Below are 21,472 nucleotides of genomic sequence, written 5' to 3'. Positions count from 1 at the left end.
CTTCTACATCCGAAACACGCCAAAGCGCGTGTCCTCGATGGGCGCGTTCAACGCGGCGCTCAGCGACAGGGCCAGCACGTCACGGCTTTTGCGCGGGTCGATGATGCCGTCATCCCACAGCCGGGCAGAGGCATAAAGCGGGTGCGACTGCTCCTCGAACATCTCGAGCGTTGGGCGTTTGAATTCGGCCTCTTCTTCGGCCGACCATGTGCCGCCCTGCCGTTCGATCCCGTCGCGCTTGACCGTTGCCAGAACACCGGCGGCCTGCTCGCCGCCCATGACCGAGATACGGCTGTTTGGCCACGTCCACAGGAAGCGGGGCTGATAGGCGCGCCCGGCCATGCCATAGTTCCCGGCCCCGAACGAGCCGCCCACCAGCATTGTGATCTTGGGCACGCTTGTGGTGGCCACGGCGGTCACCATCTTGGCGCCATGGCGCGCGATGCCTTCGTTCTCGTACTTGCGGCCAACCATGAAGCCGGTGATGTTCTGCAGAAAGACCAGCGGAATCTTGCGCTGGCTGCACAGTTCGACGAAATGCGCGCCTTTCTGCGCGGCCTCGGAGAACAGCACGCCATTGTTGGCGATGATGCCGATGGGGCAGCCTTTGACATGAGCAAAGCCTGTCACCAACGTTTCACCGAACCGAGGCTTGAACTCGTCAAAGCGCGAGCCATCGACCAGACGCGCGATCACCTCGCGAATGTCGTACGGTGTGCGCAGATCGGCCGGGACGACGCCCAGAATTTCCTCGGGGTCATAGGCCGGTTCTTCGGGGCTGGCCCAATCCACCGTCTGCGGCTTGTTCCGGTTCAACGAGCCAACGGCCCGGCGGGCCAGAGCCAGCGCGTGGGCGTCATCCTCGGCCAGATAGTCCGCGACGCCGGACAGGCGGGTGTGCACGTCGCCGCCGCCCAGGTCTTCTGCACTGACAACCTCGCCCGTTGCCGCCTTGACCAGCGGCGGACCGGCCAGAAAGATCGTGCCCTGTTCCTTGACGATGATCGTCACGTCGGACATGGCCGGCACATAGGCGCCGCCAGCGGTGCACGAGCCCATGACCACGGCGATCTGCGGAATGCCCTTGGCGCTCATCCGGGCCTGGTTGTAGAAGATGCGGCCGAAATGGTCGCGGTCGGGAAAGACCTCATCCTGGTTGGGCAGGTTCGCGCCGCCGCTGTCGACCAGATAGATGCAGGGCAGATGGTTTTCCTCGGCGATCTCTTGCGCGCGCAGGTGCTTTTTGACCGTCATCGGATAGTAGGTGCCGCCCTTCACGGTGGCGTCGTTGCAGACCACCATGACCTCTTGCCCCTGCACCCGGCCGATCCCTGCGATGACACCGGCACAGGGGGCCGCACCACTATACATGCCATGCGCCGCCGTCGCGCCGATTTCGAGGAACGGAGACCCCGGATCCAGCAGGTTGGCCACCCGCCGGCGCGGCAGCATCTTGCCCCGCGACACATGGCGGTCGCGCGATTTCTCGCCCCCGCCCATACGCGCGGCCTCGGCGGCGTCCGAGATCTGCGCCAGCGCCTCAAGGTGCGCGGCACGGTTTTGCTTGAAGCCATCGGACGAGGGCAAAGCGGAAGATCGCAGCTTCATCTGGTATACTCTCTCAGAAATTCGCGAACGGGGTTTTCGCTGACGCCAAAGCTCTGCATGATGCGCGCATAGCCCTGCGACACGTTGCTGGAACAGACGGTGTCCAGCTTCTTGATTTCCGGCTCTTCGAGGAAATCCTCAAGGTCCCACATCGGAACCATGAAATAGTATTCGAACGGCTGCATCTCGGCCGCCATTTCCATCGCCTCGACGGCCTGGTCCTGTTCACCCCGGCACAGATAGGCCAGCGACAGGTTACGATAGGCGCTCCCGAGGCTCTCATAGTCGTCGTCTGCCTCGTATTGGCTGACCGCAAGCTTGAGCCGCCCCACGACCTGACGGTCGAAATACCCGTCATCCGCCTGTGCCTCGGGCAGGAACATTGCGACATAGGCCAGCTTCTCGTCGTGCCAGCCGTCGGTCTGCATCTCGTTGCTGAAGACGCTGTGCAGCATCCGGATTTCCGGTTCGAATTTCAGGGTGCCGTCGGAATCGGCCACCGCATCCAGATAGTTGTCGTAGAACGCGATCCTGCGTTTGTCTTCAGCGTCCAGCCTCGCGACCCGATCGGCGATCTTGCGCAATTCCGAGATGGCCTCATCCGGGTAGCCGTATAAAACCAGAAGGTCGGCCAATTGCAGTTTTTCGATGACGGCGATCTTTTCTTCGACAGCCTTGTCGATCGTGTCGTGCATCCACGTTTCGAAATAGGTCTTTCCGGCCCACACAGCCCCGATGACCGCGATGACGGTCGCGCTGAACTCGATTCCGGTCCGGACGCTGGATTTATCTGCCATGGCATATCTCCTCGGACGCGCGACGTTTCAATTCCTTGCGAATGACTTTTCCCGTCACGGTCAAAGGCAAGTCTTGCACAAAAGCCACCTCACGCGGGTAGGAATAATGCGCCAGACGGTCCTTGACCCAATCCTGCAACTCGGCCTCCGAGGCCTCAGACCCCGGTTTCAGCACCACATAGGCCTTCACGATCTCGGTCCGCAGCGGATCGGGTTTGCCGACCACGCCCACGGTGGCCACCGCCGGATGGGTCAGCAGGCAATCCTCGATCTCGGCCGGGCCGATGCGGTATCCGGCCGAGGTGATCACGTCATCCTCGCGGCCGACAAAGCGCAGATAGTCGCCCTCCCACAAGCCGCGGTCACCGGTGATCAGCCAATCGCCGCGAAACTTCTCGGCCGTGGCCTGCGGGTTGTTCCAGTATTCCAGCAGCATCGAGGCCGAGCCGCGCCGGATGGCCACGTCGCCCTCGGCGTCGGTCGGGTTGCCTGTGGCGTCGATCACCGCGACCTCGTGGCCCGGCACTGGCTTGCCGATGCAACCGGGGCGCGCGGGGAAATCCTCGGCACAAGACGAGACAACCATATTGCATTCGGTCTGGCCGTAGAATTCGTTGATCGTCAGGCCAAAGGCCCGCTCTCCCCACGCCAGCATTTCCGCGCCCAGCGGCTCGCCGCCCGAGGCCACGGACCGCAGACCGGGGATCGTCATGTCCGCGGCCTTCAGCATCCGCAGCGCCGTGGGGGGAAAGAACACGTTGCGCACGCCGCCGCGAGCGATCAAATCCGCGCAGGCCTCGGGAGTGAACTTGTCGAGCCGCGCGGCAACGACCGGGATGCCCAGCGCCAGCCCAGGCATCAGCACGTCGAACAACCCGCCGATCCAGGCCCAGTCGGCCGGCGTCCACAGGCAGTCGCCCGCGCGCAGATGGTTGTGGCTGATCGAAACGCCCGGCAGATGCCCGGTCAGCACCCGGTGCCCATGCAGCGCGCCTTTGGGTTTGCCCGTCGTGCCCGAGGTATAGATCAGCACCGCCGGATCCTCGGGGCCGGTGTCAGCAAAATCCACGGCGGGCCCGTCCGCCCCCAGCTCGGACACGATCAGCGGCTGCGCCAAATTGCCCAACATATCGGCGCCCTCGCCGTCGGTCAGCACATACCCGGCCCCCGCATCGCCGATGCGCGAGGCCAGGGCATCGCGCTTGAACAGCTTGAACAACGGCACCGAGATTGCCCCGATCTTCCAGATGGCCAGATGCGCCGCCGCGCACCACGGCGACTGGCTGAGCAGCACGCCGACCCGGTCGCCGGGTTGCACGCGGCCCAGCAACCCGCGCGCCAGCCGGTCGGTCATTAGGTCAAGTTCACCATAAGTGATCTCGGTCGTAGCCGCGGAAGACAGATCGAGTATCGCCACCTGCTCAGCGGGCCGCGAGAGACACTGGTGCGCCATGTTCAGCCTGGGCGGTATGTCCCAGCTGCCACCAGACCGCAAACCCGGTATGAGCTCAGCGGGACACATGGCGTTTTTCCCTTATATTTATACAGGTTGCTGCGCCAAGTTGAATATCGAACATCGTCGAAACTTGATGCAGATCAGAGTGGGCGCCCCATCCTGCGGGCATGGTCGGCTTGCACACAAAACCAAAGGCAAGAACATGACCAGCAAACTCGCCATCCTCACCCTTTCCACCGCGTTGGCCGCTGTTTCGGCCCCCGCATTCGCCCAGTCTCAGGGGGACTGGACCGTTGGTGTCGGTATCGGCTACCTCGACCCGAAATCCGACAACGGGTCCCTCGCCGGCTTCAGCGCCGACGTCGACTCGGACACCCGCCCGATCTTCACCGCCGAGTATTTCATCCGCGACAATCTGGGCATCGAGCTTTTGGCCGCAACACCGTTCAGCCATGACATCACGCTGGGCGGAAGCGTCGACGCGGGCAGCGTCAAGCACCTGCCGCCCACACTGTCGCTGAACTACCACTTTGCAACCAACAGCGCCTGGAAACCCTATGTCGGCGCCGGTTTGAACTACACCGTGTTCTTTGACGAGGAATCGCCGCTGGGCGATCTCAAGGTCGACGACTCGTTCGGCGTGTCGCTGCAGGCCGGCCTGGACTACATGGTCACGGACAAGGGCGCGGTTCGCCTGAACGTCCGCTGGTTCGACATCGACTCGGACGTCACCCTCAACGGAGCCGACATCGGCAAGGCCGAGATCGATCCGTGGCTGGTTGGCGTGTCCTACGTCCATCGCTTCTGATCCCTTGATCGGAAACGCCTCGCCGTGACCTCGTCGGCGAGGCGTTTTTCTTCAGAGCATTTCGTTCATCAATTCGCGGCCGATCAGCATCCGGCGGATCTCGCTGGTGCCCGCGCCGATCTCCATCAGCTTGGCATCGCGGAAGATCCGGCTGACTGGCGCATCCGCCAAGAACCCGGCCCCGCCCATGGCCTGAACAGCCTGATGCGCCTGCACCATCGCCTGCTCGGACGCATAGAGGCAGCACGCCGCCGCATCCTGCCGGGTCACGTCGCCCCGGTCACAGGCCTTGGCGACCTCATAGACATAGGCCCGGGCCGAATTCATCGCGGTGTACATGTCGGCGATCTTGCCCTGCATCAGCTGGAAGGTTCCGATCGGTTTGCCGAACTGCTTGCGCTCGGCCAGATAGGGCATGATCTCGTCCAGGCAGGCAGCCATGATGCCGGTGCCGATCCCGGCCAGAACCACGCGCTCATAGTCGAGGCCCGACATCAGCACGGCGACGCCCTTGCCTTCTTCGCCCAGCACGTTCTCGAACGGCACCTCGACATCTTCAAAGATCAGCTCGGCCGTGTTCGAGCCCCGCATACCCAGCTTGTCGAAATGGGGCGAGGTCGAGAACCCTTTCATCTCTTTCTCGATCAGGAAGGCCGTGATGCCCTTGGACCCGGCCTCCGGGTCGGTCTTGGCATAGACGACCAGCGTATCGGCATCCGGCCCGTTGGTGATCCAGTATTTGTTGCCGTTCAGGCGGTAATGGTCGTTGCGCTTTTCCGCTCGCAGTTTCATCGACACAACATCCGACCCCGCCCCGGGTTCCGACATTGCCAGGGCACCTACGTGTTCGCCCGAAATCAGGCGCGGCAGGTATTTCTGCTTCTGTTCTTCAGTGCCGTTCAGCTTGATCTGGTTGACGCAGAGGTTGGAATGCGCCCCGTAGGACAGCGCCACCGATGCCGAGGCGCGTGCGATTTCTTCAACCGCGATCGTATGCGCCAGATAGGTCATTTCGGCGCCGCCATACTGTTCGGGAACGGTTACGCCCAGCAGACCGAGTTCACCCATTTCCTTCCACAGTTCGTTGGGAAAGGCGTTGGTCTTGTCGATCTCGGCCGCCAGCGGCTTGACCCGCTCCTGCGCCCAGCGGTGCACCATCTCGCGCAGCGCGTTCACATCTTCACCCAGATCGAATTGCATTGTCGCCGTGAACATCCGCGCTCTCCTCTTTCGCGTTAATGAACAGGTGTTCAATAAACTGATACAGACCTTTCTCCGCGCGGTCAATCATCGCGTGACCCAAATGAAAAAGCCGCCCCAAGGCGGCTTTTTCAGGATTCGAGCGTGCGCCGTATGGCGCACTCGATTGAATTACTGTTGGAAAACAGCGCCGACCTCGGCGCGGATGATGCCGGCAATCAGGCGGCAATCGTCCAGCGAGAAGGTCAGCGGAACGCGCATGTCGATGATCCCGCGCAGAATCCGGTCGGTCTCGGGCATCCGCTCCGACTCGGCATAGCGCCAACTGTCATAGCGCGAGGTGAACCCGGTCGGCTCGGCCCCACCGAACCATTTCAGCTCGACCCCGCGATCTGCGCAGCGCCGCAAAACCTCGGCGATTTGCTCAGGCGCCCAATCCAGCAGCAGGAACTGGATCGACGAGCCGACATAGCTCTCCTCGGCGGGCCGCTCGACGATGGTCAGGCCGGGCGTGCCGCGCAGGCCCGACTCGATCTCGGCATAACGTTCGTTCCAGCGCCACACCTGCCGATCCAGATCGCGCAATTGGGGCCGCAGGATCGCCGCGCGCAGATTATCCATCCGCCCCGACACGTTCGGCGTGGTGTACTTGATCCGCTCGAACACCTCGGGACCCGGCGCCGCAAGGTGGCGTTCATACAGCATGTACGAGCCCGAAAGCATTGTGGCCTTGGCCGCCAGGATCTCGTCATCTGTAACCAGCAGACCACCCTCGCCCGAGTTCACATGTTTGTAGGTCTGGCAGGAATAGCAGCCGATCGCCCCCTGACGGCCGGACAGTTGCCCGCGCCAGGCGGCGCCCATCGTGTGGGCGCAGTCCTCGATCACCGTCACTCCGGCGGCGTCGCACATCTGCATCAACCGGTCCATGTCACACAGATGCCCGCGCATGTGGCTGAGCATCAGAACCTTGGCGCGGTCCAGCTTGGCTTCCAGATCGTCCAGATCGATGGTCAGCCCCTCGGTCACGCCCACGAAAACCGGGCGCGCATTGACCGAGGCGATCGCCCCCGGCACCGGGGCCAGCGTGAAAGCGTTGGTCAGAACCGCATCCCCCGGCTGGACCCCCACGGCACGCAGGGCCGTGGCCAACGCATAGCCGCCCGAGGACACGGCCAGACAGTATTTCGCGCCCATCTGCGCGGCAAATTCCTGTTCCAACAGGGCGGTTTCGCTCAACTCTCCGGGGGCCACGTTGTAGCGGTGCAACCGCCCGTGACGCAGAACAGCCAGCGCAGCCTCGATCGCCTCGTCGGGGATCGGCTCTTGCTGGGTGAAACTGCCAGAAAATCGCTCGGTCATGGCGTCGTTTGTGGGGCCAGTCGCAGCGCGGGTCAAGAGATCAGACCGCCGCGCCCACAAGCTCGGCAACGATTGCGGGCAGATCGTCGAAACGGTGCAGCAGCGCCTCGGGCTGCAGCGCGGCCATGTCATCGCCGGACGGGCCGAAGGTCACAAGGATCGAAGGCACCCCGGCGGCGCGGGCCGTGTTCCGGTCGGTATCCGAGTCGCCCACCAGAATGCAGTGGTCGGGATGCCCACCGGCCCGGCGCGCCGCTTCGCGCAGCGGCGCGGGGTCGGGCTTGCGCACCGGCAGCGTATCCGCCCCCACCAGCGAGCCGAACAGTGCCCGCGCGCCCAGACGCGTCATCAGCAGCTCGGCCAGCGTCTCGGGTTTGTTGGTGCAGATGCCGACACCGTACCCGGCGGCTTTCAGCGCTTCGACCGCCTGCAGCGCTCCGGGATAGAAGGTGGTGTGGGTGTCAATCGCCTGCGCATAAGCGTCCAGAAGGACCGGGTAATAGGCATTCACGGTCTCTTCGTCGTAGGCGCCCACGCGTTTCAACCCGTGGGTCAACATCATCCGTCCCCCACGCAAAGCCACCGCCGCATCCTGCCCGTGCACCAGCACATCGCCATGCCCCATCTGCCGGAAACAGTGGTTCGCCGCCGCCAGCAGATCGCCCGACGTATCGGCCAAAGTCCCGTCCAGATCGAAGATGACCGTGCGCATTCTGTCTCCTTGCTCGGCAGTTTTCCGCCATGTCGTGTTGCAAACGGCAATCTTGTTTGATGGCCGAACGGCTTGCGCCCCTGCCCCCAGCGGATAAAACGGACCGCGACAAAACAAAAGAGAAAACGCATTCATGAGCACTGCCCTTGTCATCCTTGCCGCCGGAAAAGGCACCCGGATGAATTCGGATATCCCAAAGGTTCTGCACCCGATCGCCCAGATTCCGATGCTGGTGCACGCCATGCGCGCCGGGTCGGTTCTGGCACCCGAACGCACGGTCATCGTCACCGGCCACGGCGCTGAGGCGGTGGCCAAGGTCGCGCGGGCCGAGGATGAAGACGCCCGCATCGTCGTGCAGGACCAACAGTTGGGCACCGCCCATGCCGTCGCCCAGGCGCGCGCGGCTTTGGACGGGTTCACCGGCGACGTGGTCGTTTTGTACGGCGACACCCCGTTTCTGCAGCCCGACACGCTGGAGCGCATGATCGCCGCGCGGGCTGACAACGATCTGGTTATCCTGGGCTTCGAGGCCGCCGACCCGGCCCGGTATGGCCGCTTGGTGATGAACGGCGACGCCTTGGAGCGGATCGTCGAGTTCAAGGACGCGTCAGATGAAGAACGCGCCATAACCTTCTGCAACTCGGGCCTTCTGGCGTGTGACGCGGGCACTCTGTTCGACCTGATCGACGCGGTCGGAAACGACAACGCGTCGGGCGAATACTATCTGACCGACGTGGTCGAGATCGCGCGCGACCGCGGTCTGAAGGTCACCGCCGTCTCGTGCGACGAGGCGCAGACGCTGGGCGTGAACTCCCGCGCCGATCTGGCCGCTGCCGACGCCGTGTTCCAGGCCCGCGCCCGGGCCGAGCTGCTGGATCTGGGCGTCACCTTGATGGCCCCCGAGACGGTCTATCTGGCCGCCGACACGGTGATCGGCCGCGACACGGTGATCGAACCCAACGTGGTCTTCGGCCCCGGCGTCACGGTCGAAAGCGGCGCGACGATCCGGGCGTTTTCGCACCTGGAAGGCTGCCATGTCAGCCGCGGCGCAGTGGTCGGCCCCTATGCCCGGCTGCGCCCGGGGGCGGAACTGGCCGAGAACACCCGTATCGGCAATTTCGTCGAGATCAAGAATGCCGAGATCGCCGAGGGCGCCAAGGTCAATCACCTCAGCTATGTCGGCGATGCGTCGGTCGGCACCGGTACGAATATCGGCGCGGGCACCATCACCTGCAACTATGATGGCGTGATGAAACACCGCACGGTGATCGGCGAGAATGTCTTTGTCGGCTCGAACACCATGCTGGTGGCCCCGGTCACCGTGGGCAGCGGCGCGATGACGGCCACCGGCACCATCGTGACCCGCGACGTCGAACCCGACGCCCTGGCGGTGGGCCGCGCCAAACAGGAAAACAAGCCGGGCTATGCCCGCAAGCTGTTCGAGATGCTGAAGGCGAAAAAGGCACGCCGGGACAAGGGAGCCTGAGTAAATGTGTGGAATTGTTGGCGTATTGGGCAAGCACGAGGCGGCGCCCATCCTGGTCGAAGCACTGAAACGACTGGAATACCGCGGCTATGACAGTGCGGGCATCGCAACCGTAAACGGCGGCAAGCTGGGCCGTCGGCGCGCGGTGGGCAAGCTGGTCAATCTCAGTGACCTGCTGGTGCATGACCCCCTGCCTGGCAAGTCCGGCATCGGGCACACGCGTTGGGCGACCCATGGCGCACCCTCTGTCAGCAACGCGCACCCGCATCAGGCCGGGCCGGTCGCCGTGGTCCACAACGGCATCGTCGAAAACTATCGCGAGTTGCGGGCCGAACTGGCTGAGAACGGCATCGATTTCCAGACCGAGACCGACACCGAAACCGTCGCGTTGATGACGGAATTCAACATGAAATCGGGGCTGAGCCCGGTCGAGGCCGCCTTCAAGACCATCGACCGGCTGCAAGGCGCCTTTGCGCTGGCCTTCCTGTTCGACGGCGAAGATGACCTGATCGTCGCCGCCCGCAAAGGCTCGCCGCTGGCCATCGGGCACGGGGATGGCGAGATGTTCGTCGGCTCGGACGCCATCGCGCTGGCGCCGCTGACCGACCGGATCACCTATCTGGAGGAAGGCGACAGCGCCGTGGTCACCCGCACTTCGGTCGAGATCCGCAACGAGGCCGGTGAGATCGCAAATCGCGAGATCCGCAAGATCCAGCTGGATCAGACCCGGACCGACAAGGGCGGGCACAAGCACTTCATGGCCAAAGAAATCGCCGAACAGCCGGTGGTGGTGGCCGAAGCGATCCGCTCGTACCTGCCCACCGGCGGCGACCGGGTGGTTCTGCCGGACACTGATCTTGATTTCTCCAAGCTGGACCGCCTGACCATGGTGGCCTGCGGCACGGCCTTCTATGCCTGTCTGACCGCCAAATACTGGTTCGAGCAACTGGCCCGGATGCCGGTCGAGGTCGATATCGCCAGCGAGTTCCGCTATCGCGAGCCGCCGGTGACCGACCGCACGCTGGCCCTGTTCGTCAGCCAGTCGGGCGAAACCGCCGACACCTTGGCCGCGCTGCGCTATTGCGAGGGCAAGGCTGACAAGATCGTGTCGGTGGTCAATGTCCCCGAAAGCTCGATCGCGCGGGAAAGCGACGTGGCGCTGCCTATCCATGCCGGGGTCGAGATCGGCGTGGCCTCGACCAAGGCCTTCACCTGCCAGCTGAGCGTTCTGCTGATGCTGGCGCTCAAGGCCGCGGCCGACCGGGGCACGCTGGACGACGATGCGCTGGCCGATCACGCCGCCGCGCTGCGCGGCCTGCCGACACTGCTGAATGCCGCGCTGGACCAGGAGGAGGCGATCCGGAAATCCGCCCAGCGCCTGTCCGAGGCGCGCGACGTTCTGTTCCTGGGACGCGGCCTGATGTACCCGCTGGCCCTCGAAGGCGCGCTGAAACTCAAGGAAATCAGCTATATCCACGCCGAAGGTTATGCCTCGGGCGAGCTGAAGCACGGCCCCATCGCCCTTATCGACAAGCACATGCCCGTGGTGGTGATGGCACCGCGCGATGCGGTGTTCGACAAGACCGTGTCGAACATGCAAGAGGTCATGGCGCGCAAGGGCAAGGTCATTTTGGTCTCGGACGACGACGGGATCGCAGATGCCAAGGACGGAGTCTGGAGCACGATCCGCATGCCACATGCCCACGGCTCGGTCGCGCCGATCCTGTATTCGGTGCCCGCGCAACTGCTGGCCTATCACACGGCGGTCGCCAAGGGCACCGATGTGGACCAACCCCGCAACCTGGCGAAATCCGTCACGGTCGAGTAAGCCGCCATGCCGGACAGCCCTCTGGACCAGATCAAGGCTCATGCCGACCCGGACCGGGCCGCCCAGATGGCGGCCTATCACAAGGTCGATCGCCCCTATCTTGGTGTACCGAACCCGGTGCTGAATGATCTGACCAAAAGCTGGCGGCAGCAGATGGACGTGGACGCCCGTGTCGCGCTGGCCGATCAGCTGTGGCAGACCAACATTCACGAGGCGCGGCTGGCCGCCGCCAAGCTACTGACGCAGGCGCGCATCCGCCCCGATCAGGCGGTTTGGGACCTGCTGCAAAGCTGGCTGTCCGATTTCGACGCTTGGGCGGTGGCCGACCATGCCAGCATGGCCATGCAAAAGCGCCTGTGGGCCGATCCGTCGCGGCTGGATCAGGTCGAAGGCTGGACGACCTCGGATCACATGTGGACCCGACGCGCGGCACTGGTCGCCACCCTGCCCTGGACCAAGCAAAACCACCCCAAGCCCGAGGACCTACAGCGCCGCGACCGCATCCTGGGTTGGGCCGCCAAGTATGTCCCCGATCGCGACTGGTTCATCCAGAAGGCGGTGGCCTGGTGGCTGCGCGACCTGTCCAAACATGACCCCGATCGGGTCCGGGCGTTTCTGGCCGCGCATGGTGACGCGATGAAGCCGTTTGCCCGCAAAGAGGCCGGCAAGTACCTGAAAGATCAGTTGGAATAAACGTCCAGTTCAACCAGTTCGTCAAACGGCACCAATAGCGCACGCATCGCCTCAACCGACAGGCGGCTGCCGCCTGACGGCGCCGGTACAAGTGTGATATAGGCCTGCGCGCCCGTCTTGGGTACGACCACCCGGCCATTGATCTCAGTTTCGACCAACGGCGTTTCAAGCCAGCGTCCGGGCTTGTTCGGATCGCCCAGTCCGGCAATCGTTGTCTTGGCGCCAGCCCATCCGGTGTTCACAGCCGCAACAGGCGTTGCTTCCACCTCTTCGGTCGCAGCGGCGGTTTCTGTCGTCTGCGCAGGTTCCGCATCCGGGGCGCGATCAAGGCTTTGCCGCACCGCATCACAGCCGGTCAAAAACGCAGGAATAATGACAAACAGGTATCGCATGCAACCAGCCTACCCCTGCCCGCGCCCGCGTTCCACCCCTCAAGCGCAGTTCTGACTTGTCGCAAGGCACCGTGCGCTTTACCTATTGAGCATGACTGCTCCGCTGATCGACCCGTTTGCCCGCGCAATCACCTATCTCCGCGTCTCCGTCACGGACCGCTGCGATTTCCGCTGTGTCTACTGCATGTCGGAGAACATGACCTTTCTGCCCAAGAAAGAGCTGCTGACGCTAGAAGAACTGGACCGGATGTGCTCGACCTTCATCCGGCTGGGCGTGGAAAAGCTGCGGATCACCGGCGGTGAGCCGCTGGTGCGCCGTGGGATCATGGGCTTCTTCGACTCGATGACCCGGCATCTGGACAGCGGCGCACTGAAAGAGCTGACGCTGACCACCAATGGCTCGCAACTGGCCCGGTTCGCCGACGACCTGTATGCCGCCGGGGTGCGGCGGGTGAATGTTTCGCTCGACACGCTGGACGAGGATAAGTTCGCCAAGATCACCCGTTGGGGTCGCTTGAAACAGGTCTTGGGCGGGATCGATGCCGCACAGAAGGCCGGGTTGCGCGTCAAGATCAACGCGGTGGCCCTGAAAGGGTTCAACGAGGAAGAACTGCCCAAGATCACACGATGGTGCGCCGAGCGCGACATGGACCTGACCTGGATCGAGGTCATGCCGATGGGTGACATCGGCAACGAGGATCGGCTGGACCAGTACTGGTCACTGAAAGACGTGCGGGCCGAGTACGAAAACCACTATACCGTCACTGATCTGGCCGAGCGCACCGGCGGCCCGGCGCGCTATGTCCGGTTGGAGGAAACCGGGCAAAAGATCGGTTTCATCACACCGCTCAGCCATAATTTCTGCGAAAGCTGCAACCGCGTACGCCTAACCTGTACGGGCGAGTTGTACATGTGCCTGGGGCAAGAGGACATGGCCGACCTGCGCGCGCCCCTACGCGACCACACCAACAGCGAAGAGCCGCTGGAACAGGCGATCCGCGCGGCGATTACCCTCAAGCCCAAGGGCCATGATTTTGACTATTCCCGCCAGAAGATCGACGGCCAGATGAGCCGTCACATGAGCCATACGGGCGGCTGACATGTCAGACTTGTCGGGGCGACCCACGGCGCTGTACCGTGTGTACTGCGCGTTGACGTCCATCGCCATGCCGTTGGCCTGGCGCACCGTTCGCGCCAAGCTGCAATCGGCGGGTGTTTCCGAAATCCGTCAGCGCGAGCGGCTGGGCCATGCGAGTCTGCCCCGCCCTAACGGTCGGCTGATCTGGTTCCATGCGGCCAGCGTTGGCGAAAGCCTGTCGGTTCTGAGCCTTATCAGGCGCATGAGCGAACGGATCGAGGATGCACAGTTCCTGATCACCTCTGGCACCCCGACCTCGGCGGCGCTGGTGGAAAAACGTCTGCCGCCGCGCACCCGCCACCAATACCCCCCTCTGGACAGCGCCGGCCCGGTGGCGCGGTTCCTGGATCACTGGCGGCCCGATGCCGGCGTCTTTGTCGAAAGCGAGATCTGGCCACGACTGATCGTCGAGACCGCCCAGCGTGGGACACCACTGGCCCTGCTGAACGCGCGCCTGTCCGAGAAATCGGTGGCCGGGTGGAAGAAGCGCCCCGACACCGCCCGCTTTGTCCTTAGCCAGTTCCGCCTGTTCCTGACGCAAAACGACCGCACGGCCGCAAACCTGATCGCCATGGGCGCGCCCGCCGATCTGGTGCAGCCCGGAACCAACCTCAAGGCCATGTCCGATCCGCTGCCGGTGGATCAAGACACGCTGATACAGATCCGCGCGCAGATCGGCGCGCGGCCGGTTTGGATCGCCAGCTCGACCCACGCAGGCGAGGAAGAGACCGTTCTGGCCGCCCATGCCGAATTGCTGAACCGCTGGCCCGGCCTGCTGCTGCTGCTGATCCCCCGCCACCCGGAACGGCGGGACGAGGTCTGCGCCCTGATTGATGCCGCAGGTCAAAGCCACGCCCTGCGCAGCGCCGGGCAGCCGATCACCGGCGACACGCAGGTCTATGTGGCCGATACGCTGGGCGAAACCGGAACGTGGTACGCTTTGTGCCCGATCGTGTTTCTGGGCGGGTCGCTGAAAGAGATTGGCGGCCACAACCCGTTCGAGCCGGCGCAGGCTGGCGCCGCGGTGATCACCGGGCCGGGTTACTACAATTTCGCCGAGACATTTGCCCCGCTGGTGGACAGCGGCGGCGCGGTCGAAGTCGCTTCGGCGCCGGAGTTGGCCAAGGCGGTCGAGCTCTGGCTGTCGGACAAATCGGCGCTGGCAGCGGCGCAAGCGGCGGCGCAATCCTGCGTGAACACCCAGAAATCGGCGCTTGATGCGATTGTGGATACGCTGTGCGACAAACTGGATCTTGAGGACGCAGGCCCCTGACCGCAAGCGGCAGCGGGGGCCTGCGCCCCCGCCACGGTATCAGGCTGCGGGCATCCGCTGTTCGACGATCTCGGCCCACCAGCTGCACCCGGCAGGGATCGCCTCGTCGTTGAAATTGTATTCCGGGTGGTGAACCATCGCCGTGTCGCCATTGCCGACCAGGATATAGGCGCCGGGGCGCTCTTCCAGCATGTAGGCGAAATCCTCGCCGCCCATGACCAAAGGCGCCTCCTCGCAGGCCCCCGAAACCGAGCGGGCGACCTCGGCGGCGAACTCGGTCTGCTCGTCGCTGTTGATCATGACCGGATAGCCCCGGATATAGTTGACATCGGCAGTACCGCCGAATGTCGCGGCGACGCCCGAGCAGATTTCGTTGATGCGCTGCTCAGCAAGGTCGCGCATCTCTTTGCTCATCGTGCGCACGGTGCCCTTGATCTGCACTTTCTGCGGGATCACGTTGAACGCCTTCGACGAGGTCTCGAACGAGGTGACCGAAACAACGACCTGATCGATCGGATCGGCATTGCGCGACGCGATGGTCTGCAACGCCAAAACCGCCTGCGCAGTCATGACAGTGGTGTCCACGGTTTCGTGCGGTTTGGCGGCATGACCGCCACGACCTTCGAAAGTGATATCGAACTGGTCAGTTGCCGCGAAGAACGCCCCCGGACGGATCGAGAAGCTGCCCACAGGCTTACCGGGCCAATTGTGCATTCCGTAGACTTCCTGAATGCCCCAACGCTCCATCAGGTTGTCTTCGCACATTTCGCGGCCGCCGCCGCCACCCTCCTCGGCGGGCTGGAAGATCACAACGACGGTTCCGTCGAAATTGCGCGTTTCGGACAGGTATTTGGCCGCCCCCAGCAGCATGGCGGTGTGGCCGTCATGGCCGCAGGCATGCATCGCACCCGGCGTTTTCGAAGCATAGTCCAACCCCGTCGCCTCGTGGATCGGCAAAGCGTCCATATCCGCCCGCAATCCGATCACCTTCCCCTTGGTGTCGGCCTTGCCTTTGATCACCCCGACCACTCCGGTGCGGCCAATCCCCGTGACCACCTCGTCGCAGCCGAATTCTTTCAGCTTTTCCGCGACCAGCGCACTGGTGCGATGCGTATCGAACAGAATTTCAGGATTCTCGTGAATATCACGCCGCCAGGCGGTGATTTCATCCTGCAATTCGGCAAAGCGGTTCTTCACTGGCATTTTCGTCTTCTCTCCTTAAAAAATCTCAGGCCACCGGCATCCGGCGTTCGACCATTTCTGCAAACCACGAGCATCCGATCGGAATGATCTCGTCATTGAAATCGTATTCGGGGTGGTGAAGCCCGGCGCTGTCGCCATTTCCCAAGACTATGAAGGCCCCGGGACGTTCCTGCAACATGAACGAGAAGTCTTCGCCCCCCATCACCATCGGTGCCTCGGCACAGCTGCCACCGACGGCAATTGCCGCGGATTCTGCATATCCAGTCTGCTCTTCCGCGTTGATCGTGACGGGAACGCCGCGCGAGTAGGTCACCGTGGCGGTGCCACCCATGGTCGCCGCGACACCTTGCACAACTTCTTTCAGCCGCTGTTCGATCAGGTCGCGCATCTCGTTCGAATGGGTGCGAACGGTGCCACGCAGCCGGGCCGATTGCGGGATCACGTTGAACGCTTTCGACGAGGTCTCGACCGCAGTGACCGACAGAACGGCCTGCAAGATCGGGTCGGCGTTGCGCGAAACGATGGTCTGCAGGGCCACGATCAGTTGCGACAGCATGACCGTCGTGTCCACGGTTTCCTGCGGCTTGGCGGCATGACCGCCGCGGCCTTCAAGATGGATGTCGAACTCGTCCGCCGCTGCCAGCAGAGGCCCGGAGCGAATGGCAAACTGCCCGGTCGGCAGGCCCGGCACGTTGTGCATCGCATAGACTTCCTGGATTCCGAAGCGGTCCATCAAACCGTCCTGGCACATGGCTTCAGCACCGTTGCCGCCTTCTTCGGCCGGCTGAAAGATCACGATCGCGGTCCCATCGAAGTTCCGGGTCTCGGCCAGATATTTGGCGGCGCCCAGAACCATCGCAGTGTGACCGTCATGGCCACAAGCATGCATGGCGCCCGCAGTCTTGGAGGCATATTCCGCTCCCGTCTGCTCCTGCATTGGCAGCGCATCCATATCGGCCCGCAGACCGATCACGCGGCCTTGGGTGTCGGTCCTGCCCTTGATCACACCGACCACCCCGGTCCGGCCAATCCCGGTCACGACATCGTCGCAACCGAACTCCTTCAATTTTTCGGCAACCAATGCGCTGGTCCGATGGGTATCGTAGAGAATTTCAGGGTGTTGATGTATGTCGCGCCGCCAACCGGTGATTTCGGGGTGCATTTCGGCAAAACGGTTCTTGATCGGCATGACTGTCTTTCCTGTTTCAGGCGATGGGCATTCGTCGTTCGACAAGCTCGGCGAACCAGCTGCATCCGGCCGGAATGGCCTGGTCGTCGAAATTGTATTCGGGATGGTGGCACATGGCCGTGTCGCCGTTCCCCAAGAAGATGTAGGCTCCGGGCCGTTCTTCAAGCATGTAGGCGAAGTCTTCCGACGGCATGATCGGATCCGTTGCGTCATTGACCTTGCCGGCCACCGCCTCGGCGGCTTCGGCGGCGAAGGCCGTTTCCGCTTCGGAATTCACCGTCACCGGGTAGCCGGGCGTCCAGGTCACGCGGGCTTTGGCGCCAAAAGCCGAGGCTGTGTCTTCGGCGATCCGGCGCACGCGCTCCTCGGCGATGCCACGGTATTCCGGGTCCAGTGTGCGAACCGTGCCCTGCAGCCGGACCGTGTGCGCAATCACGTTCGAGGCGACGCTGTCAGTTTCAAACGTCCCCACCGTCAGCACCACCCGTCGGATCGGATCGACGGTGCGGGATACAACCGATTGCAGCGCAACCACGATATGCGATGCGACCAAGGTTGTGTCGATGGCTTCATGCGGTGCGGCGGCGTGGCCACCTTTGCCGGTCACGACAATCTCGAACTCGTCCGACGACGCCAGCAGCGCGCCGGGCCGGATTGCGAACTCTCCGACAGGCAGGCCGGGCATGTTGTGCAAGCCGTAGACTTCCTGAATGCCCCATCGATCCATTAGCCCATCACGGCACATGGCCAGACCGCCGGCCCCGCCTTCTTCAGCCGGTTGAAAGATCAGTACCACCGTTCCGTCGAAATTGCGCGTCTCGGCAAGGTATTGCGCAGCGCCGAGCAAGATCGACGTGTGCCCGTCATGCCCGCAGGCATGCATCTTGCCCGGCACGGTCGAGGCATAGTCCACTCCGGTCGCCTCGTTGATCGGCAAGGCATCCATGTCGGCCCGCAACCCGATCACGCGGCCCTGCGTGTCCGTCCGCCCTCGGATCACGGCCACGACACCGGTTTTGCCTATACCCGGCGTGATTTCATCGGCACCGAACGCCTTGAGCCGGTCGACAACGAAGCCGGCGGTTTCATGCACGTCGTACATCAACTCGGGATGCGCATGCAGGTGCCGCCGCCACTTGGTGATCTCGGCGTGCATTTCGGCAAGTCTGTTTTTGACCGGCATGTTCAACTCTCCGAGCTTCTGACTGAAATCCTGAGTTTCCAGTGCCTCTTTTGGGTCACGCCGCCAGTTTGTAGATCAGACGCTGCATGAAGTCATGGCCGGCGTTGAACTGAGCGATCGTGATGTATTCGTTCGGCTGGTGCGCCTGGGCGATATCCCCGGGCCCACAGATCACGGCCGAGTATCCGGCTTCCTGAAACTGACCGGCTTCGGTGCCATAGCTGACGACATGGGTAGCGTTGTCGCCCGTAAGGGCGCGCACCAGCGTCTCGGCTTCGCCATCGGTTTCCGGGACCAACGCCGGAACGGCAAAGCTGGCCTTCACCTCGATATGGGCGTCCGGATGCACTTGCTGCATCTTCCTTTCCGCCGCTCTTACCTGTTCCAGATAGGCTTCTTTCCACGTCGATGCCTGCTCGCCGGGGACGACCCGGAAATCCATCATGAAACGGCAATCCTTGGCCGTGATGTTGTGCGCAGTGCCGCCCTTGATCATGCCCACGTGACAGGTTGTCCAAGGAGGATCAAAGACTGCCGCGATGTCGCTGGGGTCCGCCGCCATGTTGATGTCGTTCTGGGCATTTGCCCAGTCGATCAGCGGCGCTGCATACATGATCGCATTGACACCGGTATGCATGATCGAACTGTGCACCTCGTATCCAACCACATGGGTATCATAGCCGAAACCGCCCTTGTGGCCGGTGACGGCCTGCATCATCGACGGCTCGCCCACCACCACGGCCGAGCCCTTGGGCAAAACCTCCTGCATGGCGACGATCATGGGCGGCGCACCGGTGCAGCCGACCTCCTCGTCAAAGCTCAGCGCCAATTGCAGCGGGCGTTTGACGTCGGCGTACTGCGCCTCGACCAGCGCCCAGATGGCGAGGGCGTCAAAGCCCTTCATGTCACAGGTGCCACGTCCGAAATACTTGCCGTCCCGTTCGGTCACGACAAACGGGTCGCTGTCCCAGGGTTGTCCGTCCACCGGCACCACATCCGTGTGACCGGAAAGCACGACCGCGCCTTCCTCCCAGGGGCCGACATGGGCAAACAGGGCCGCCTTGTGCGGCTGATCCGGATCCGGCCATCGGTGGGCACGGATACCGTGGCCGTTCAGGTAGTCTTCGACCCAGTCGACCAGCGGCAGGTTGCTGTCGCGGCTGACGGTGGGAAACGAGATCAGCTTGGTCATGATCTCAAGCGGAGTCAGGCGCTGTGGCATATGGGTCAGTAACCGCTGTCGGTCGTCAGAATGAAGTGACCCGGCTCGACCTCGCGGTATTCCGAAGGCGCAGGCTCATAGCCGATTGGGTGAATTGGAGACGGGATCGGTTTGAAATTCAGATCTTTTTCCGACTTGCGCTGATTGGGATCGGCGATCGGAACCGCCTTCATCAATGCCTGCGTATAGGGGTGCTGCGGGTTCTCAAAAACACGCGCCCGTGGGCCCAGTTCGACGATCCGGCCCAGATACATCACACCCACGTGGTGGCTGACCCGCTCAACCACGGCCATGTCGTGGCTGATAAACAGATAGCTCAGGCCAAGTTCGGACTGCAATTCCATCATCAGGTTCAGAACCTGCGCCTGAACAGAAACGTCCAGCGCGGAAACGGCTTCGTCCGCAATGATCAGTTTCGGGTTCAGGGCCAGCGCCCGGGCAATCGCAATTCGCTGCCGCTGCCCACCCGACATTTCGTGCGGGAACCGGCGCATGAAGCTGCGTGGCAGGTGCACCTTGTCGAACAGCTGTGCGACCCGGTCCTGCAGTTCCGACCCCGATGCCACGCCATAGTTGCGCATCGGCTCGGCCACCTGATCAACCAACTGCATCTGCGGGTTCAGCGATGCGAATGGGTCCTGAAAAATCATCTGCATATCCAGACGGGCCTTGCGCAGGCCCTTCTGTTCCAGCTTCATGATGTCCACACCATCAAGACTGATTTCGCCGGCCATCGGCTCTATCAACCGCAGGATCGAGCGGCCGGCCGAGGATTTTCCACAACCCGACTCCCCAACAAGGCTCAACGTCTGCCCTCTGTTCAGGGTGAATGAGACATCTTCAACCGCATGCACATTCGAAATGGTGCGGCGCAGGATCCCGCCTTTGACCGGGAACCGCGTGGTCAGGTTCCGGACTGACAGCAAAACTTCCTCGGTTCCGGGAATCGGGGCGATCTTCTGTCCTTCGACACCCAACAACTTCATCGGCTCGGGGGCGGACTTTCCGCGCATCTCACCCAGCTTGGGCACCGCGGCTAGCAGAGCCTTGGTGTAGTCATGCTGGGGATTCTCGAAAATCTCGGTGACGGTGCCCTCTTCGACCTTGTTGCCGCGGTACATGACGACGACCCTGTCGGCCATCTGGGCGACCACGGCCATGTCATGGGTGATGAACATGACCGCCGTGCCGGTTTCACGCTTCAGCCGATCCATCAGAGCGAGGATCTCGGCCTGGATCGTCACGTCCAGCGCCGTGGTGGGTTCATCGGCGATCAGCAGGCGCGGCTCGCAGGCCATGGCCATTGCAATCACAACCCGCTGGCGCATCCCACCCGACAATTCGTGCGGATACTGCTTGAGCCGCCGCTCGGGTTCGGGGATACGGACCTGTTTCAGCAGTTCCAGGGCCCGTGCTTCGGCCTGGGACTTGGACATATCCTTGTGAATCCGCAACCCTTCGGTCAGCTGTCGCCCAACCGTGAAGACGGGGTTCAGCGCCGTCATCGGCTCCTGAAAGATCATCCCGATTTCGTTGCCGCGAATCTGCTTCATAAGGTCCTGATCGGTCTTGGCCAAATCCAGCTCGGTTCCGTCGGTACGGTCGAAAATCAGCTGTCCGCCGGCGATCTCACCCCCGCCAAATTCAACAAGGCGCATCAACGACAGCGAAGACACGGACTTGCCCGACCCCGATTCGCCCACGATGCAAACGGTTTCGCCCGGACGGACCTCGAACGAGACGTCCTCGACCCCGACGACGGGCCCATCCTTGGTTTGGAATTCGACCCGAAGTTCCCTGATCTGGGCGATAGGCTGATCCAGCACGCGAGCGCTCCCCTTGGCTGCATGAGTGTTTTGATTGCCGAACGCTAAGGCGGGCTGACAGGAAAAGTCAAACGCATTGCCAGTTTCGCTGCGGCA

The 21,472-nt window shown here is 62.9% G+C and carries 18 protein-coding genes; 6 read left to right on the top strand and 12 right to left on the bottom strand.

Annotation, left to right across the window (positions count from 1 at the left end):
• Positions 1-3: 3 nt before the first annotated feature.
• From ACR0FC_RS10375 to ACR0FC_RS10365, 3 genes are read right to left on the bottom strand one after another with little or no spacing between them, the layout of a single operon-like run.
• Positions 4-1,608 carry a carboxyl transferase domain-containing protein gene (locus ACR0FC_RS10375; RefSeq protein WP_170340380.1) on the bottom strand — a complete coding sequence of 535 codons (1,605 nt, stop codon included), beginning with the start codon at positions 1,606-1,608 and terminating at the stop codon, positions 4-6.
• A complete protein-coding gene (locus ACR0FC_RS10370) occupies positions 1,605-2,405 on the bottom strand; it encodes a hypothetical protein (protein WP_170340378.1) in 801 nt (266 codons plus the stop codon). The genes ACR0FC_RS10375 and ACR0FC_RS10370 overlap by 4 nt, the downstream gene beginning before the upstream one ends.
• The gene (locus tag ACR0FC_RS10365) at positions 2,395-3,927 is read right to left on the bottom strand and encodes an AMP-binding protein (protein ID WP_170340376.1); all 1,533 of its coding nucleotides are present in this window, start codon (positions 3,925-3,927) and stop codon (positions 2,395-2,397) included. Before ACR0FC_RS10365 ends, ACR0FC_RS10370 begins: the two co-directional genes overlap by 11 nt.
• Before the next feature lie 136 nt (positions 3,928-4,063).
• On the opposite strand from ACR0FC_RS10365, the gene ACR0FC_RS10360 reads away from it, so the two are divergent.
• On the top strand, positions 4,064-4,669 hold the full coding sequence (locus ACR0FC_RS10360) for an OmpW/AlkL family protein (RefSeq protein WP_093965074.1): 606 nt from the start codon (positions 4,064-4,066) through the stop codon (positions 4,667-4,669).
• Positions 4,670-4,720: 51 nt separating this feature from the next.
• On the opposite strand, the gene ACR0FC_RS10355 is transcribed toward ACR0FC_RS10360, so the two are convergent.
• From ACR0FC_RS10355 to ACR0FC_RS10345, 3 genes are all read right to left on the bottom strand, one after another.
• A complete protein-coding gene (locus ACR0FC_RS10355) occupies positions 4,721-5,884 on the bottom strand; it encodes an isovaleryl-CoA dehydrogenase (protein WP_170340374.1) in 1,164 nt (387 codons plus the stop codon).
• Positions 5,885-6,040: 156 nt separating this feature from the next.
• Entirely contained in the window at positions 6,041-7,231 is a 1,191-nt protein-coding gene (locus ACR0FC_RS10350) for a DegT/DnrJ/EryC1/StrS family aminotransferase (protein ID WP_170340372.1), read from the bottom strand.
• A 40-nt stretch (positions 7,232-7,271) separates the two neighbouring features.
• Entirely contained in the window at positions 7,272-7,943 is a 672-nt protein-coding gene (locus ACR0FC_RS10345) for an HAD-IA family hydrolase (RefSeq protein WP_170340370.1), read from the bottom strand.
• 133 nt (positions 7,944-8,076) lie between these two features.
• On the opposite strand from ACR0FC_RS10345, the gene glmU reads away from it, so the two are divergent.
• Genes glmU through ACR0FC_RS10330 form a run of 3 tightly spaced genes read left to right on the top strand, consistent with a single transcriptional unit; the run spans position 8,077 to position 11,950 of the window.
• Positions 8,077-9,429 (top strand): bifunctional UDP-N-acetylglucosamine diphosphorylase/glucosamine-1-phosphate N-acetyltransferase GlmU, encoded by a 1,353-nt coding sequence (gene glmU / locus ACR0FC_RS10340; RefSeq protein WP_170340369.1) that lies wholly within the window; start codon positions 8,077-8,079, stop codon positions 9,427-9,429.
• Between the two features lie 4 nt (positions 9,430-9,433).
• Positions 9,434-11,257 carry a glutamine--fructose-6-phosphate transaminase (isomerizing) gene (gene glmS, locus ACR0FC_RS10335; RefSeq protein WP_170340367.1) on the top strand — a complete coding sequence of 608 codons (1,824 nt, stop codon included), beginning with the start codon at positions 9,434-9,436 and terminating at the stop codon, positions 11,255-11,257.
• A 6-nt stretch (positions 11,258-11,263) separates the two neighbouring features.
• Positions 11,264-11,950, top strand: coding sequence for a DNA alkylation repair protein (locus tag ACR0FC_RS10330; protein WP_170340365.1), 687 nt, complete (start codon positions 11,264-11,266; stop codon positions 11,948-11,950).
• On the opposite strand, the gene ACR0FC_RS10325 is transcribed toward ACR0FC_RS10330, so the two are convergent.
• The gene (locus ACR0FC_RS10325) at positions 11,938-12,342 is read right to left on the bottom strand and encodes a hypothetical protein (RefSeq protein WP_170340364.1); all 405 of its coding nucleotides are present in this window, start codon (positions 12,340-12,342) and stop codon (positions 11,938-11,940) included. The two genes, ACR0FC_RS10330 and ACR0FC_RS10325, sit on opposite strands and share 13 nt — an antisense overlap.
• Before the next feature lie 91 nt (positions 12,343-12,433).
• Between ACR0FC_RS10325 and moaA the strand changes: the two genes are divergently transcribed.
• Both moaA and ACR0FC_RS10315 read left to right on the top strand, forming a co-directional pair.
• A complete protein-coding gene (moaA, locus tag ACR0FC_RS10320; RefSeq protein WP_093964889.1) occupies positions 12,434-13,441 on the top strand; it encodes a GTP 3',8-cyclase MoaA in 1,008 nt (335 codons plus the stop codon).
• 1 nt (position 13,442) lies between these two features.
• Positions 13,443-14,753 (top strand): 3-deoxy-D-manno-octulosonic acid transferase, encoded by a 1,311-nt coding sequence (locus ACR0FC_RS10315; RefSeq protein ID WP_170340362.1) that lies wholly within the window; start codon positions 13,443-13,445, stop codon positions 14,751-14,753.
• A 39-nt stretch (positions 14,754-14,792) separates the two neighbouring features.
• On the opposite strand, the gene ACR0FC_RS10310 is transcribed toward ACR0FC_RS10315, so the two are convergent.
• Genes ACR0FC_RS10310 through ACR0FC_RS10290 form a run of 5 tightly spaced genes read right to left on the bottom strand, consistent with a single transcriptional unit; the run spans position 14,793 to position 21,376 of the window.
• Positions 14,793-15,956, bottom strand: coding sequence for a M20 aminoacylase family protein (locus tag ACR0FC_RS10310; RefSeq protein WP_170340360.1), 1,164 nt, complete (start codon positions 15,954-15,956; stop codon positions 14,793-14,795).
• Positions 15,957-15,981: 25 nt separating this feature from the next.
• Entirely contained in the window at positions 15,982-17,145 is a 1,164-nt protein-coding gene (locus ACR0FC_RS10305) for a M20 aminoacylase family protein (RefSeq protein WP_170340358.1), read from the bottom strand.
• Positions 17,146-17,161: 16 nt separating this feature from the next.
• On the bottom strand, positions 17,162-18,328 hold the full coding sequence (locus ACR0FC_RS10300; RefSeq protein WP_170340356.1) for a M20 aminoacylase family protein: 1,167 nt from the start codon (positions 18,326-18,328) through the stop codon (positions 17,162-17,164).
• 55 nt (positions 18,329-18,383) lie between these two features.
• A complete protein-coding gene (gene argE, locus ACR0FC_RS10295) occupies positions 18,384-19,550 on the bottom strand; it encodes an acetylornithine deacetylase (protein ID WP_170340354.1) in 1,167 nt (388 codons plus the stop codon).
• Between the two features lie 5 nt (positions 19,551-19,555).
• Positions 19,556-21,376 carry an ABC transporter ATP-binding protein gene (locus ACR0FC_RS10290; RefSeq protein ID WP_170340352.1) on the bottom strand — a complete coding sequence of 607 codons (1,821 nt, stop codon included), beginning with the start codon at positions 21,374-21,376 and terminating at the stop codon, positions 19,556-19,558.
• Positions 21,377-21,472: the final 96 nt, after the last annotated feature.

Source organism: Ruegeria sp. BB9, from assembly GCF_056539345.1.
This window is presented reverse-complemented; position numbering and strand designations above follow the sequence as displayed.